Genomic DNA, 14601 nt, shown 5'->3' with positions numbered 1-14601 from the left:
CCGTATGGGGTTGTCTCGCCACACTGCCTACTTCCTGATCACCTGCTCGTGGTCCTGCAATGCCTCGGCCAGGCCCGGCACGCCGTCGGCACCCGTCGGTACGCTGATGCTGGAGTCGGTGAAGTCGGCCCCGATCGGCTCGGCGCGGCCACCCAGGCACTCGCTCAGGAAGCCCTCGGCCACGGCATTGAACGCCTTGTTGTTCTCCGGTCGCGCGAAGCCGTGGCCTTCGTCGGGGAACAGTACGTAGGTCACCGGGATGTCGTTGGCGGTCATCGCCTTGACGATCTGGTCGGACTCGTCCTGCTTCACGCGCGGGTCGTTCGCACCCTGGCCGATCAGCAGCGGCTTGGTGATCTGGTCGGCGCGGGTCAGCGGCGAGCGCTCGAGCAGCCACTGCTTGCCCTCCTCGGTGCGCGGGTCGCCCATGCGCTTGGCCAGTTGCTCGTAGAAGCTGGCCCAGTACGGCGGCACGGTGCTGAGCAGGGTGTTGAGGTTGGACGGGCCGACGATGTCGACGCCGCAGGCGAAGGTGTCCGGGGTGAAGGTCAGCCCGGCCAGCGTGGCGTAGCCGCCGTAGCTGCCGCCCATGATTGCGACCTGGTCGGCGGTGGTGATGCCCTGGTCGACCGCCCACGCCACCGCGTCGAGCAGGTCGTCGTGCATCTTGCCGGCCCACTCGCCATTGCCGGCGTTGGTGAACTCCTTGCCGAAGCCGGTGGAGCCGCGGAAGTTTACCGCCAGCGTGGCGTAGCCGCGGTTCGCCAGCCACTGGTCATACGGGCTGTAACCGTAGCTGTCGCGCGCCCACGGGCCGCCGTGCACGAACAGCACCATCGGCACCGGGGTGTCGGCCTTGCCGTCGTTGTTGGCGTCGGCGCTCTTGGGCAGCGTGAGGTAGCTGACCAGCGTCTTGCCGTCGCGCGAGCTGATCTCCTGCGGCCACTGCGGAACCAGCGGCTTGCCATCGAGCTCCGGACGCGCCGAGAACAACTTGGTCAGCGTGCCGCCGGCGCCACGGTCGTAGCGGTAATAGACCACCGGGGCCTCGGCCGCCGAGTAGGTGACGATCCACACGCTGTCATCGTGCGTGCGCGCATTGACGCCGATCTCGCCGGGGCCGATTGCCTGCAGCTTCTCCAGGTCGGCACTGATGGTCGGATCGACCGGCTCCCATTCCTCGCGCAGGTAGTTGACCGCGACCGCCTGCACTTCGCCCGTCTGCGGGTGGGTCAGCGATTGGCCGACGTCGGCGCGCGCGTCCTCCAGCACCAGCGTGCGCTCGCCGCTGGCCACGTCGACCGCATACAGCGCCGCGGTATTGCGGCCGCGCGAGTCGACCAGGTAGAGGGTGTCGCCGTCGGTGGTCAGGCCGGCGGGGGCGGTGGTCATCGAGTCCTCGAACGGGATGTCCGAGTAGACCTTCCAGCCGCCCTGCCCGTCGGGCTGCAGGATGTCGCTGCCGCCGTCGGGCCGCGCGCGCGTCGCATAGCGCACCGTGAGGCTGTCGTCGGCCAGGTAGCCGCCGATCTGGTCGTCGTTCTTCTCCACCAGCGTGCGCTCGCCGGTGGCGAGGTCGACCTTGTACAGGTCGTGCCACGCCGGGTCGCGGTCGTTCATGCCGACCAGGATCGTGCCCGGCTGCGAGTGGCTGGCCGCCACGACCATCGCGGTGGTCTTGGGATACGGCGTGAGGTCGGCTTCCTCGCCGCTCGCGACGTTGACGCTATAGAGGTGGAAGTCCTCGTCGCCGCCGGTGTCGCGCAGATACAGCAGCGTATCGGGCAGGTAGGACCAGAAGTGGTTGCGGATGCCGCGCGCGGTGTCATCGGTGATCGCGCGCGCCTCCCCGGGATTGTCGGCCGGCGCCACCCAGACGTTCATCACGCCCTCGACCGGTGCGACCCAGCTCAGGGTCTTGCCGTCGGGGCTGATCATCACCATCGCGCGCTCGGGATTGCCGAACAACGCGTCGCGCGTGATCAGCTCGACATCGGCGATGCGCTCGGCAGCTGTCGGCGGCGTCTGGGCGAGTGCGGTGGAAATCGACATGGCGAGGACGAGACCTGCGACGCGGGGCAGCTGGGTGAGCATGTGGATCTCCAGGGATGCGGCGATTGGCCCCGAAATGAGACCTGCATCGCAGTAGAGCACCTATTCAACGTCCACTCCAGATGGGCTGAATTGACGCCATCGCCGGGCCCGTGCGAGCTCGACCCACAAGCTGTTGGCAGGCAGCCACGAACTACCCGTTTCCAGCGCAAGCCCGGGGTACGGCTACTTGTCGGGGTGAGTTGGCTTTATACTGCCCCGCGGCCGCCTGATTGCGGCCTTCCGTTGACTGGCGACGCGCACCCATCATGGGCGACGCACAACAGGTGGACCGTGCAGAACTACGACCTCGAATTCCTGAAGAAATTCTCCGTGATGATGGGCTTCCTGCTGGTGGTTGCCCTGGGCCTCATTGGACTCGCCTATTACGTCCACGAGTCGTTGCCGGAAGAAGTGCCCGCCAACGTGGCCGCTCGAACCCACGCGCGTATCGCACCGGTTGGCGGCGTCTACGCTGGCAGCACCGGCGCGGCGGCGCAGGCCGCGGCAACAGCAGCGGCGGCAGCAGCGGCGACCGCACAGGTTGCCTACGGCGGCACGCTGGACGGCTCGGTGATCTTCAACAACCTGTGCGCCGGTTGCCACACCACCGGCGCCGGCGGCTCACCGACCATGGACAAGTCGCATTGGGCCGCGCGGATTCCGCAGGGTATCGATACCCTGCACCGGCACGCGATCGAAGGCTTTACCGGCAGTACCGGCATGATGCCCGCCAAGGGCGGCAACCCGGCGCTGACCGACGAGCAGGTGATCGCCACCGTCGACTGGATGATGGACAACCTGAAGTAATCAGTACCCGGCATTTGCCGCGCACAACGCCGCCTCCGGGCGGCGTTGTCGTATCCGCGACCGGCATTTGCGCGGCCGCCGCCATCGTCGCCGGCACGGCCGCCAACAGGCGGCTTATCATGGCGGCATGGACAACCCCACATTTCCCGACGACGCCGACTTCCTTGGCGGCAGCGCCGCCAATCTCACCCTCGCCGGCCCGGCCGGAGATATCGAGACGATCGTCGAGGCACCCGAGCCCGACGTTCCTGCTCGACCGCTGGTCGTGGTGGTCTGCCACCCGCTGCCGACCGAAGGCGGCACCATGCACAACAAGGTGGTGACCATGACCGCGCGGGCGCTGCACCAGTCCGGCGCCAGCACCGTGCGGTTCAATTTTCGCGGCGTCGGCGCCTCCGAAGGCAGTTTCGACGAGGGCAATGGTGAGGTTGAGGACCTGGCCGTGGTCGTCGCCTGGGTCCGCGAACAGCGCCCGCAGGCACAGCTCTGGCTCGCCGGTTTCAGCTTCGGCTCCTACGTTGCCTACAAGGCCGCCGCCCGGCTGCAGCCGGACATGCTGATCATGATTGCCCCCCCTGCGGGCGGTCGTGGCTACGACTTTGCCGCCATCGCGCCCTTCGACGGCCCGTGGCTGGTGGTTCAAGGCGAGGCGGATGAGATCGTCGATCCCGCCGCGGTCTATGCCTGGGTCGATGGTTTGAAGCCGCCGCCCGAGCTGGTCCGCATTCCCGATACCAGCCATTTCTTCCATCGCAAGCTGATGGACCTGCGCGGCGCGATAAAAAACGGCGTACGCCCCTTCCTGCCCGCCGCAACCGGGACCCCAACCGCCGATGAGTGACCCGGACATGGTCGAGCGCGCGCCTCCCAGCGTGCGTTACCGGGCAGGCGTGGCCACCGGGAGCTGGAGTGACGATCCCGCCCAGCAAGCAGCGCTCGCCGAGCTGGATCGCCTGCATGCGGCGCTGCTGGACCCGCCGCGGCCTGGCCTTATGGACCGGCTGCTCAACAAGCCCGCGCCGGCGGCCACCGGGCTGTATCTGTGGGGCGGCGTGGGACGTGGCAAGACGTTCCTGATCGACCTGTTTTATGAAGGCTTGCCGACGACCCGCAAGCACCGCACCCACTTCCATCGCTTCATGCGGGAAGTGCATGCACAGCTGCGCGAGCATGCCGGCGAGCGCGATCCGCTGGTGACCATCGCCAGGCAGGCCGGCGCGAAGTTGGACGTGCTGGTGCTGGACGAGTTCTTCGTCACCGATATCGGCGACGCGATGTTGCTGGGTCGCCTGCTGGAGCATCTGTTCGCCCACGGCGTCGCCCTGGTGACCACGTCCAACATCGACCCGGACAACCTGTTCAAGGACGGCCTGCAACGCGAGCGCTTCCTGCCCGCGATCGCCCAGCTGAAAAAACATTGCACCGTGCTCCACCTGGACAGCGACCACGACTACCGTTTGCGTGCGTTGACCCGCTCACCGGTTTATCGCGCGCCGCTGGACGCCGATTCGGAAGACTGGTTGGCCGCTCGCTGGGAAGAGATTGTCGACGGCCGGCCGCGCGAGACCGGCCCACTGAAGATCGAAGGCCGCGAGATCGCGGTGCGCGGACTTGCCGAAGGCCATGCCTGGTTCGACTTCGCGGCGCTGTGTGAGGGCCCGCGCGCGACCGGTGACTACATCGAGATCGCCACCGAGTTCCACACCGTCGTGGTGGGCGGCATACCGCTGTTCGATGGCGACAACGACGACCCGGGGCGGCGTTTCGTGCACCTGATCGACGAGCTTTACGACCGCCAGGTCAACCTGGTCTGCACCGCCGCCGCGGCGCCGCTGGAGTTGTACCGCGGTCGTCGGCTGACCGGCGCGTTCGAGCGCACCGCCTCGCGTCTGATCGAGATGCGTTCGGCGGAATACCTGGCCCAGGCGCACCGCTGCTGATCTGGCCGGTTCTTGCCGGCGAGCCGACAACCACGCTTCGATAACAACCGTGATCCTATGCTCGATGCGCAGCCCGTCGCTGCCTTCGATGAGGGAACCAGCATGGACTCGATCGGCATGTTGCGCGTTGCGGTAGCCCTGTTTGCGATTGCGGCAGCAGGTGGGTTGGTAATGGCCGCGATCCGGCTGTTCGGAAAACGTAATCCGCCCAGTTGGCTGGCGATGGTGCACGGCCTGCTGGCCGCGGCCGGACTGACCTTGCTGGCATACGCCGCGATTGCCGGACAGGTACCCAACCTGGCATGGGTCGCGTTGGGCCTGTTGGTATTGGCGGCAGCGGGCGGCGCGTTGATGAATCTTGTCTATCAGTGGCAGCGACGGATATTGCCGCTGGGACTGCTGCTGGGCCACGTGATCCTGGCAGTCGTCGGCTTCGTGGCCCTGATTGCGGCCGCGTTTGGCTGAGTCACGAAACCTGTTTGACGGCGCCCGGCCTGGGATCGGCCCAGACGCTGTGCGGATCACCTTCACGCCCGCGCCGCGCACTGGCGCGGGCCAGCGCGGCGAAGCTCACCGCCAACACAATCGCCATCGCATCGACCGTGACCAGCACCCAGTGGCCAGCAGCGGCGGCCTTCCATAGCGGCCAGCCACTGGCGAAACCGTGCGCAATCGGGATGGCCAGCGTCACCAGTGCCGCCAGCCACAGCAGCTCGCGGACACCACGCGATGGCGGCCGCAACGCCGCCCACAGCGCGCATAGCGCCCAGGTGCCGAAACAGGCCCAGCGCTCGGCCACGGCGGTATCCAGCCCGAACATCGGCGCCAGCTGCGCGGCCACGAAGCTGGCCGAGATTGCCACGCACACGCCGATGCATATCCCGACCGTGGCGCGCGCCATGTTGACCTGCGCGCGCCCCTGCTCCAGCGCTCGCCGCTTGCGTCGCGACTCGATCCACAACAGGTTGCCCGAATAGAACAGGAACGCGCCGGCCAGCCCGAGCAGGAAGTACAGCCACTGCACCAGCCGGTTGCCGAACTCACCGAAGTGCAGCGCGTAGGTCGCTTGCAAGGTGGCGTGATTGGCGTCGCGCGCACCCTGCAATTGCACCGCCAGCACCTCACCGCTGCCGGCATCCAGCGCCACCGAGCCCATCGCTCCCAGCGCGCGCGACGTCTCGCCGGTGATCTCGACCACCGCGTTGGCGTCGCCGCCATGCTGCAGCTTCAGGTACGCCGGCTCGAAATCGTCGATGCCGTTCTCGCGCGCCGTCGCCACCGAGCGCGCATGCCACTGCGCCAGCGACTGCATCGCGGCGGGCTCGCCGGAGGCAGCGACCACCGGTGCGGTATCCATCGCCGCCGGCACCTCCGCCATCAGCTTGCCGTCGTAGACCAGCGGGTTGAGCAGCGGCATCAGCACGAACAGCAGGCACAACACCGCACCGGTGACCGCGAACATCACATGCGCCGGCAAGCTGAGCACGCCGATGACGTTGTGCGCGTCCTGCCAGAAGCGCTTGAGGTTTCGTCCCGGACGCAGCGCAAACAGGTCCTTCGTCAGCCGCGGCAGGTGGATCACCACGCCGCTGACCAGCGCCAGCCCGTACAGCAGGCTGACGATGCCCATCAGCCAGGTGCCGACCATCGGTATACCGAGCGAGAAGTGCAGCAGGTTGACCAGCTCGGCCAGGCTCGAGGTCGGCGGGGTCGGGCTGCCCTGCAGGGTGTCGAGGGTCGCGAACTGCCATATGCCCTCACCGTCCAGCCACCAGGCCGAAGCCTGCGCCGACTCGGCTCCGGGGAAGCCAAAGCCGAGGTGCACGCGCGCGCCGTCATGACTCGCCAGCACCTCGTCGAACAGGCGTTGGGCATCGGCGATCGAGTCGGGCTCGGCCTCCATCGCGCTCGCCTGCCAGACCGGCAGCTCGTGGTGGAACATGGTGATCGCGCCGGCATAGAAGGCGACGAACAGGGCGAAGCCGGCGACCAGCCCGACCCAGCTGTGGACCGCGGTGAACACCCGCAGGGTATTGGCGCGCAATTTCATCGAAGCGTCCTCATGCCGCCCACCCGCTCGCCTGCACGAGCCGCAGCAGGCCCAGTGCCAGCAATGCCATCCCGCCAATCCAGGCCCAGGCCCGCAGGCCGCTGGCGAAACGGAAGCTGGCCGCCGCGATACCGATCCACAGCGGGAACATCAGCACCAGCCCCGGCACCAGGGTTGACTGCCACGGGCCCGGCAGCAAGCGTCCGAGCAAGCTCACCAGGGCGGCGGCGAGGAGGAAGCCCGGCAGAGCGCCGGCGGTGGCGCGGCCCCACATCAGTCGGCCCCCAGCGCAGCGCGCGGCTTGCCCGGCGATGACGTTTCGCGCGCCGCTCGTGCGCCCTCGGGTCTTGCACCTGCCGGCCGTCGCGCGGTCGTCCACCACGCCAGATACGGCAACACGACCATGGCGAGCATCCACGTCGCCAGCATCGCGCACAGCCCGGCGCCGACGCCGAGCACGGCAATCCACGCAGCCAGCGAGGCCAGCGCCAACACCCCGCCGAGCATGCGCAAGCCGCCCCGACCGGCACCGGGTCGCCACGTGCGGTTGGGCGAGGCCAGGTACAAGGCCAGCGCCGACAACACCGCGGCGGCGGTCGCGAGAATGCCCCATGCCATTTCCATCATCCGGCTCCGCCCGCCATCACCAGCGGTAGCGCACGGTCGCAGTGACCGTGCGCGGGTGGCCGTAGTAGCACCACATCGCGCTGTTGCAGACCGCCACGTATTCCTTGTCCGTCACGTTGCTGGCGTTGAGCTGCAGGCGCCAGCGGTCGAAGTCGTAGTGCACCGCGGCGTCAAACAGTGTGTACGACGGCGTCTTCCACTCGTTGTAGATGTCGCCGTAGACGGAGCCGGTATGGCGCACGCCGCCGCCGAAGCCGAGCCCGGACAGCGCGCCGTAGGCGATCGTGTAGTCGAGGCCGAGCGAGGCCTGCTGCTCCGGCACCAGCGCGACGCGCTTGCCGAGCGCGGCGGCATCGGTGGTCTGGGTAACTTCGGTATCCATCCAGGTCGCGGCGCCGTACACGCCCAGCGTCGGGGTGAGGTTCCAGCGGCCTTCCAGCTCGACGCCGCGCACGCGGGTTTCGCCCTGCTGCACCGAGAACAGCACGTGGTCCGGGTCGACGCTCAGCGTGTTCTGTTGGCGGATGTCGTACACCGCCAGCGTCGCCAACCCGCGGCCGCTGGGCGGCAGGTATTTCACGCCGGCCTCGATCTGCTCGCCGGTGGTCGGCGCGAACGCATTGCCGTCGAAATCGACCCCGACCGTCGGCTGGAACGATTCCGACCACGCCACGTACGGCGCGAACCCGGAATCGAACACGTAGTTGACGCCCAGTCGCCCGGAGAACGCGTCGTCCTCCTGCCGGCTGCGCGTCACCGGGTCGGCGATCAGGTTGTCGGCGCGCGTGCGCACCTGGTCGTGGCGGCCGGCGACGGTGACCACCCAGCGGTCGAGCCGCAATTGGTCCTGCAGGTAGATGCCGGTCTGCTGCTGCACCTTGTCCTCGTGGAAGGTGTAGTCCGGTATCACCACGTCGGCGCCATAGACCGGGTTGAACACGTCGATCGGGGCAATGCCGAACGCGAACGCCGAGGCGTAATCGCTCTGCAGCCGGCGGTAGTCGACGCCCGCCAGCACGGTGTGCTGCCACGCGCCGGTGACGAAGTCGAAGCTCACGTTGTTGTCGACGCCGAACGACTTGGAATGCTCTTCCAGCGGGAACAGGTAGCGGTTGAGCGTGCGCCCGTCTTCCTGCAGCCCCAGCGTGCCGACGCCGGCGTCATGGTCGACGTCGGTCTCGCCGTAGCGCAGGTTCTGGCGGAACGTCAGGCCGTTGCCGAACACGTGCTCGAACTCGTAGCCGGCCGACTTGCTGGTGCGGATGTAGTCGTTCCAGCCCGGCTCGCCGGTGAACACGCTGGGCGAGATCTGGCCGTGCGGGCTCGGCAGCAGCGTGCCCTCGGCGGGCAGGAAGCCACTGCCGTTGGCGGTATCGGCCTTCTGCCAGCGCGCCAGCAGGGTCAGCGAGGTGGCGTCGCTGGGCTTCCACGCCAGTGCGGGGGCGAAGAAGTAGCGGTCGTCCTCGACATAATCAACCAGGTTGTCGCTGTTGCGGGCCAGGCCGGTGAGCCGGTACGACCACACGCCGGCCTCGTCCAGCGGCCCGCCGAAATCGAACGCGGCCTGGCGCAGGTCGAAGTTGCCCAGCTGCACCTCGACTTCGCGCAGCGGCACATCGGTCGGGCGCTTGCTGACCAGGTTGACCAGCCCGCCCGGCGGCATCGCGCCGTAGGACACCGATGACGGCCCCTTCAGCACGTCCATGCGCTCCAGCCCGTACGGCTCGACGCGGGTCGCGCCGGTCCAGACGCCGTCGGTCAGCGCCAGCCCGTCCAGGTAGCGCGCCGGGCTGAAACCGCGCACCAGCAGCCAGTCGCTGCGGGTGTCCTGGCCGTAGCCGCCGCCTTGGGTGCCGGCCAGGTACCACATCGCCTCGTCGATGCCGTGCAGGCCGCGGTCGGCGAACTGCTGCGCGCTCACCACCGACACCGACTGCGGCGCCTCGGTGATCAGGGTGTCGGTCTTGGTGACGGTCTGGCTGCGCTTGATGATCTGCGCGTGCACTTCGATCGTGTCGAGGTTGGTGGCATCGGGCGACGCAGCGACGTCGGCGTTGGCGGCCAGTGGCGTGACTTGTGCAACGGCCGGTAATGCGGCCAGCAGTGACAAGCTGAGCAAGGCCGCGCGCGGTGCGGGCGACAGGAAGGATCGAGCGTCCTTGGACATATAAAGCCTTGACGGAAAAGAATTAAGGAGACAGAACCGGATAGTCGGGGTCGTTGAAGGCCGGTGAAGGGCCGGCGCGCGTGACCGATGCGGCTCAGCGCATGTTGATAATGATTCGCATTCTATTCCAGGTTGCGGTCGGCGACAACGCACACCCCCGGAGTCCCAAGCCGCCACAACGTCGCCGCGACCCGCCCCAGCGATGGTGCAGCGGTCGCGTATCGGCCCGTGCGTCGATTGGCGTTAGCATCGGCTTTCCTCTGGGGAGACGACCATGCCGCTGCCAACCACCCGTTCGATTGCCTTGCCCGCCTTGCTTGCCTTGTTGGTGTCGCCCTGTGCGCTGGCCCAGACAGACCCGCAGCAGCGACCGGTCGTCACCGCCGCGGCCGAGCGCCTGGGCGATGACGTCGTCGAACTGCGGCGCTGGTTCCACGCCCATCCCGAGCTGTCCAATCGCGAAGAGCAGACCGCGGCCAAGGTCGTCGAGCACCTGCGCGCGCTCGGCCTGGAGCCGCGCACCGGGATCGCCCATCACGGCGTCACCGCGATCATCGACGGCGCCCTGCCGGGTCCGAAGATCGCCCTGCGCGCCGACATGGACGCCTTGCCGGTGACCGAGCAGACCGGGCTGCCCTTCGCCTCCACGGTCACCACCACCTTCAACGGGCAGGAAACCGGGGTGATGCACGCCTGCGGCCACGATGCCCACACCGCCATCCTGCTCGGCGTCGCCGACGCGCTGGTGGCGATGAAGGACGAGTTGCCCGGCCAGGTGATGCTGGTGTTCCAGCCGTCCGAGGAGGGCGCGCCGGCGGGCGAGGAAGGCGGCGCCTCGTTGATGCTGGAGGAAGGCCTGTTCGCCGACTTCAAGCCCGAGGCGATGTTCGGCCTGCACGTGTTCTCGTCGTTGCCGGCCGGCACCATCGGCGTCCGCGGTGGCCCGCTGATGGCCGCGTCGGACAAGTTCACCATCACCGTCAACGGTCGCCAGAGCCATGGTTCGGCGCCGTGGGGCGGGATCGACCCGATCGTCACTGCGGCCGACCTGATCGGTACCGCGCAGACCATCGTCAGCCGCAACACCAACATCGCCAAGCTGCCGGCGGTGGTGAGCTTCGGCGTGATCAACGGCGGCATCCGCTACAACATCATTCCCGACTCGGTGGAACTGGTCGGCACCATCCGCACCTTCGACGAGGACATGCGCTCGAAGATCCACGCCGAGCTGGAAGGCGTCGCCCAGCATGTCGCCGCCGCGCATGGCGCCACGGTCGAGACCGACATCCCGGTCGGCACCGGCAACCCGGTGACGGCCAACGATCCGGAACTGACCGCGAAGATGCTGCCGAGCCTGCGCGCCGCCGCCGGTGTCGAGCACGTGATCGAGCCACCGCTGCAGATGGGCGCGGAAGACTTCGCCTATTACGCGAAGGAAGTGCCGTCGATGTTCTTCTTTGTCGGCGCCACCTCGGCCGGGATCGACCCGGCCACCGCGCCGACCAACCACTCACCCCAGTTCAAGCTCGACGAGTCGTCGCTCGACCTGGGCCTGCGCGCGATGCTGCAGGTTTCGCTGGATTACCTGCACGGGGTCGAGGGCTGACCAGTAAACTGCCCTGCATGACTGCCATCGACCTGCCCCTGGGCCGCCACGTTGACTACCCGCGTGAGTACGACGCCGCGTTGCTGTTTCCCATCCCGCGCGCGCTGGGGCGGGGCGAGCTCGGCCTGGACGCTGCCCGGTTGGCGCAGGCCGGCCTGCCCTTCATCGGCCATGACCGCTGGCACGCCTATGAGCTGGCTTGGCTGGACGACCGGGGCAAGCCGAGGGTCGCCACCGCCACCCTGACGGTCCCGGCCGATTCGCCGAACCTGATCGAGTCCAAGTCACTCAAGCTGTACCTGAATTCCTTCAACGCGACCCGTTTCGACGACGACCAGTCCATGCTCGTGCGCATCGTCGCCGACCTGTCACGGGTCGCCGGCAGCCCGGTTGCGGTCAACTTCGGCTTGCCGCCCATCGACCAGGCCGATGGCGCACCCGATGATGACGACGCCGACGCGCTGGACGCGCTGGAGATCGACATCGACCACTACGGCCCGCCGCGCGCGGACTTCCTGCAGGTCACTCGCGACGAGGTGGTCGAGGAAAGCCTGTCCAGCGCGCTGCTGAAATCGAACTGCCCGGTGACCGGCCAGCCGGACTGGGCGCGGGTGCGGATCGACTATCGCGGCCCGCGGCTGGATCGCGCCGGCCTGCTGCGCTACCTGGTGTCGTTTCGCGACCACGCCGGCTTCCACGAGCAATGCGTGGAACAGATTTTCCTGGACCTGATGCGCCATGCGCAGCCGCAGCAGCTGTCGGTGCAGGCCCGCTACACGCGCCGCGGTGGCTTGGACATCAACCCGTGGCGGGCAACAAAAGGCTTTGCGGCCCCCATCGCAGGACGCGACCTGCGCCAATGAACGGCTGACCGGCAGGTTCACACCAGCACGATCCGTTCTTAACAACCTGCGTGGCAAAGTTATCCCGCCAACAAGGCAGGAGCCCACCCACGATGACCACCCCAGACAAAAAGGCCGACTTCTCCGGCGTCACCAGCAGCGTCGACACCACGGCCAGGAAGGTCGAGGAAAAAGCCGATTTCTCCGGCGTCAGCGCCAGCGTCGATACCACCGCCGAGAAGGTCGGCGAGTCCGTGCAGCAGACCTATACCGTGCAAAGCGGCGACACCCTGTCGGCCATCGCCAAGCAGTTCTATGGCAAAGCCGGTGCATGGAATGCGATCTACGACGCCAACCGCGACCAGCTGGACGATCCGGACCGCATCCAGCCCGGTCAGGTCCTCAACATTCCCGTCCAGGACGACAACCCGGCCGGTTGATTCCGGCGCCCGACCGACTTTCAGGAGAATCCCATGACTGCCAATAAACTCCCTTACGCCGTAGCCGCCGCCCTTGTTGCCTCGCTGGCACTGGCCGGCTGCAACAAGGACGAGCCGGCCACCGACACCAGCATGGCCCCGCCACCGATGGCGAGTGAACCCGCCCCGCTGCCGCCCGCCGAGCCGATGCCGACCGAGGCCGCACTGGACGTCACTTCAGTCACCTTGGGGTCTGAAGCCGGCGCCGACAAGTCGATCGCTTCACCAATGACCACCTTCGGAGCCTCTGATCCGATCATTGTCTCGATCGCCACCAATGGCGCGGCAAGCAATGCCGTCATCAATGCGAAGTTGGTCTACGAGGATGGCCAGACTGCCGGCGACGAGTCGCAGTCGGTCACCACCACGGGCATGGAAACCACCAACATCACCTTCAACAACGCCAACGGCTGGCCGGCCGGCACCTATACAGCAGAAGTCTGGGTGGACGGCGCCAAGTTGAACAGCACACCGTTCTCGGTCGAATAAGTTTCGGTCGAATAAGTCTCGATCAAAATAAGAAATACGCCGGAACAATGGCACTCTCTCCCTCCGGGCGCGACGAAAGTCGCGCCTTTTTTTATTGCTGTCGCGATGAACGGTCTTCACCATCCCTTGGGGCTACCATTCCCCCCATCCCCCAACCCGTGTCGAACCCACCATGACCAACCTGCCCACCTATCTCGACGACGAGCAGATCGAGCGCCTCGCAGACCTGCTTGAACGACGCGCGGTGCCGTTCCGGGGTTTCAACCTGGAAGCCCTGGATGGCTACCTGTCGGCGTTGGCGGTATCGCCCGGCGAGATCCCGATGAGCGAGTGGGAGCCACCGGTGTGGGGCAAGGTGCCGCGCTGGGACGACCCGGTCGAGCGCGCCGGGGTCGAGCAGCTGCTGCTGGGCCACCGCAACATGGCCAACTTCCGCGTACGCCACGGCGACAACGACTTGCCCGACCACCTCGCCCCGCTGCTGTGGCTGCCCGAAGACCTCGACAAACCCGAGGCCGAAGCCCTGCAGGAAGACGACCTGGATGTTGGCCGCGACTGGGCGCTGGGGTTCTTCACCGCGGTGGCGCTGCGCGAGGCGCAATGGGATCAGTGGCTGGACGACAACGAGTGGATGGAAGACATCTTCGACCTGTTCGACCGGCTCGCCAGCGGCGAGGTGATGGCCGAGGACCCGACCGCACCCGCCACCCCGATCAGCTACCGCGAGCGCCTGGAGATCGTCGCCGGCCTGCCCGGCATGCTCGCCGACCTGAACCACCACCGAGTCGACGCCCTCACCCCGCGCGAACCGATCCGCACCGAGCCCACCCCCGACCGCAACGCCCCGTGCCCGTGCGGCAGCGGCAAGAAATACAAGAAGTGCTGTGGCGCGACGTAGGTCGGGTTTCAACCCGACACCGCGAACCCCGCGTCACCGTCGATGTCGGGTTAAAACCCGACCTGCAGCAGGGATGGACAACGACGCACAGCCAGGTTCACGGAGGAACAATGGCTTACACCGATCTGCGCAGAGGACGCGTTTCCCAACCGGGTCTGCCCTATCACATCACAACGGTGACACGGGATCGCTTGCCGCATTTTGCGTCCCTTGATAGCGGACGCAAGGTAGTACGCGAGCTGATGGCATTGCAGAACGAAGGGCGTGCCGAAACCCTGTGTTACGTGGTGATGCCAGATCACCTGCATTGGTTGATGGTGCTACACGAGGGCAAGTTGTCCGACGCGGTGCGTTTGCTGAAAGGACGCACGGCGCGCACGATTGGCCATGGCGTCTGGCAGCCAAATTATTTTGATCATGCGGTGCGCAGGGATGAGCAGTTGCGCGCAATCGCACGCTACATCGTCGCAAATCCGCTGCGAGCAGGTCTGGTCAAGCGGATCGGCGACTATCCGTTGTGGGACGCGATCTGGATCGACGAGACCCTGTCGGGGTAGGTCGGGTTTCAACCCGACATCGGCAGTGATGCCAGATCCCCGGTG

15 protein-coding genes are annotated in these 14601 nt (G+C 67.1%); 10 read left to right on the top strand and 5 right to left on the bottom strand.

Annotation, left to right across the window (positions count from 1 at the left end; all coding sequences use genetic code 11):
• Positions 1-27 precede the first annotated feature (27 nt).
• Positions 28-2052 carry a S9 family peptidase gene (locus ACW5DN_RS11410; RefSeq protein ID WP_456963058.1) on the bottom strand — a complete coding sequence of 675 codons (2025 nt, stop codon included), beginning with the start codon at positions 2050-2052 and terminating at the stop codon, positions 28-30.
• A gap of 333 nt (positions 2053-2385) precedes the next feature.
• Here ACW5DN_RS11410 and ACW5DN_RS11405 point away from each other — a divergent pair, with 333 nt between their 5' ends.
• The 4 genes from ACW5DN_RS11405 to ACW5DN_RS11390 all read left to right on the top strand — a co-directional run bounded on the left by ACW5DN_RS11405 (position 2386) and on the right by ACW5DN_RS11390 (position 5306).
• Complete coding sequence (locus ACW5DN_RS11405; RefSeq protein WP_456962776.1) at positions 2386-2901, top strand: c-type cytochrome; 516 nt, start codon at positions 2386-2388, stop codon at positions 2899-2901.
• Between the two features lie 127 nt (positions 2902-3028).
• Positions 3029-3742, top strand: a complete 714-nt coding sequence (locus tag ACW5DN_RS11400; protein ID WP_456963057.1) for an alpha/beta hydrolase — start codon at positions 3029-3031, stop codon at positions 3740-3742.
• A 7-nt stretch (positions 3743-3749) separates the two neighbouring features.
• On the top strand, positions 3750-4841 hold the full coding sequence (gene zapE / locus ACW5DN_RS11395) for a cell division protein ZapE (protein WP_456963056.1): 1092 nt from the start codon (positions 3750-3752) through the stop codon (positions 4839-4841).
• A gap of 102 nt (positions 4842-4943) precedes the next feature.
• Positions 4944-5306, top strand: coding sequence for a hypothetical protein (locus tag ACW5DN_RS11390; protein ID WP_456962775.1), 363 nt, complete (start codon positions 4944-4946; stop codon positions 5304-5306).
• A 1-nt stretch (position 5307) separates the two neighbouring features.
• Here the strand turns inward: ACW5DN_RS11390 and ACW5DN_RS11385 are convergent, their stop codons facing one another.
• Genes ACW5DN_RS11385 through ACW5DN_RS11370 form a run of 4 tightly spaced genes read right to left on the bottom strand, consistent with a single transcriptional unit; the run spans position 5308 to position 9685 of the window.
• Positions 5308-6891 (bottom strand): PepSY-associated TM helix domain-containing protein, encoded by a 1584-nt coding sequence (locus ACW5DN_RS11385; RefSeq protein ID WP_456962774.1) that lies wholly within the window; start codon positions 6889-6891, stop codon positions 5308-5310.
• A 10-nt stretch (positions 6892-6901) separates the two neighbouring features.
• Complete coding sequence (locus tag ACW5DN_RS11380; protein ID WP_456962773.1) at positions 6902-7108, bottom strand: hypothetical protein; 207 nt, start codon at positions 7106-7108, stop codon at positions 6902-6904.
• Between the two features lie 56 nt (positions 7109-7164).
• Positions 7165-7515: a hypothetical protein gene (locus ACW5DN_RS11375; RefSeq protein ID WP_456962772.1), complete on the bottom strand. Its 351-nt coding sequence runs from the start codon at positions 7513-7515 to the stop codon at positions 7165-7167.
• Positions 7516-7534: 19 nt separating this feature from the next.
• Positions 7535-9685, bottom strand: coding sequence for a TonB-dependent siderophore receptor (locus ACW5DN_RS11370; protein WP_456962771.1), 2151 nt, complete (start codon positions 9683-9685; stop codon positions 7535-7537).
• 274 nt (positions 9686-9959) lie between these two features.
• Between ACW5DN_RS11370 and ACW5DN_RS11365 the strand changes: the two genes are divergently transcribed.
• The 6 genes from ACW5DN_RS11365 to ACW5DN_RS11340 all read left to right on the top strand — a co-directional run bounded on the left by ACW5DN_RS11365 (position 9960) and on the right by ACW5DN_RS11340 (position 14556).
• Positions 9960-11291 carry an amidohydrolase gene (locus tag ACW5DN_RS11365; RefSeq protein WP_456962770.1) on the top strand — a complete coding sequence of 444 codons (1332 nt, stop codon included), beginning with the start codon at positions 9960-9962 and terminating at the stop codon, positions 11289-11291.
• A 17-nt stretch (positions 11292-11308) separates the two neighbouring features.
• Complete coding sequence (gene queF, locus ACW5DN_RS11360) at positions 11309-12154, top strand: NADPH-dependent 7-cyano-7-deazaguanine reductase QueF (protein WP_456962769.1); 846 nt, start codon at positions 11309-11311, stop codon at positions 12152-12154.
• Between the two features lie 92 nt (positions 12155-12246).
• Complete coding sequence (locus ACW5DN_RS11355) at positions 12247-12573, top strand: LysM peptidoglycan-binding domain-containing protein (protein ID WP_456962768.1); 327 nt, start codon at positions 12247-12249, stop codon at positions 12571-12573.
• A gap of 33 nt (positions 12574-12606) precedes the next feature.
• Entirely contained in the window at positions 12607-13101 is a 495-nt protein-coding gene (locus ACW5DN_RS11350) for a hypothetical protein (RefSeq protein WP_456962767.1), read from the top strand.
• A 172-nt stretch (positions 13102-13273) separates the two neighbouring features.
• Positions 13274-13999, top strand: a complete 726-nt coding sequence (locus ACW5DN_RS11345; RefSeq protein WP_456962766.1) for a UPF0149 family protein — start codon at positions 13274-13276, stop codon at positions 13997-13999.
• Complete coding sequence (locus tag ACW5DN_RS11340; RefSeq protein ID WP_456962765.1) at positions 13981-14556, top strand: REP-associated tyrosine transposase; 576 nt, start codon at positions 13981-13983, stop codon at positions 14554-14556. Before ACW5DN_RS11345 ends, ACW5DN_RS11340 begins: the two co-directional genes overlap by 19 nt.
• Positions 14557-14601 lie beyond the last annotated feature (45 nt).

This window comes from Lysobacter sp. A289 (assembly GCF_054072675.1).
The sequence above is the reverse complement of the archived record's forward strand: the minus strand, read 5'-3'. Positions and strand labels throughout refer to the sequence as shown.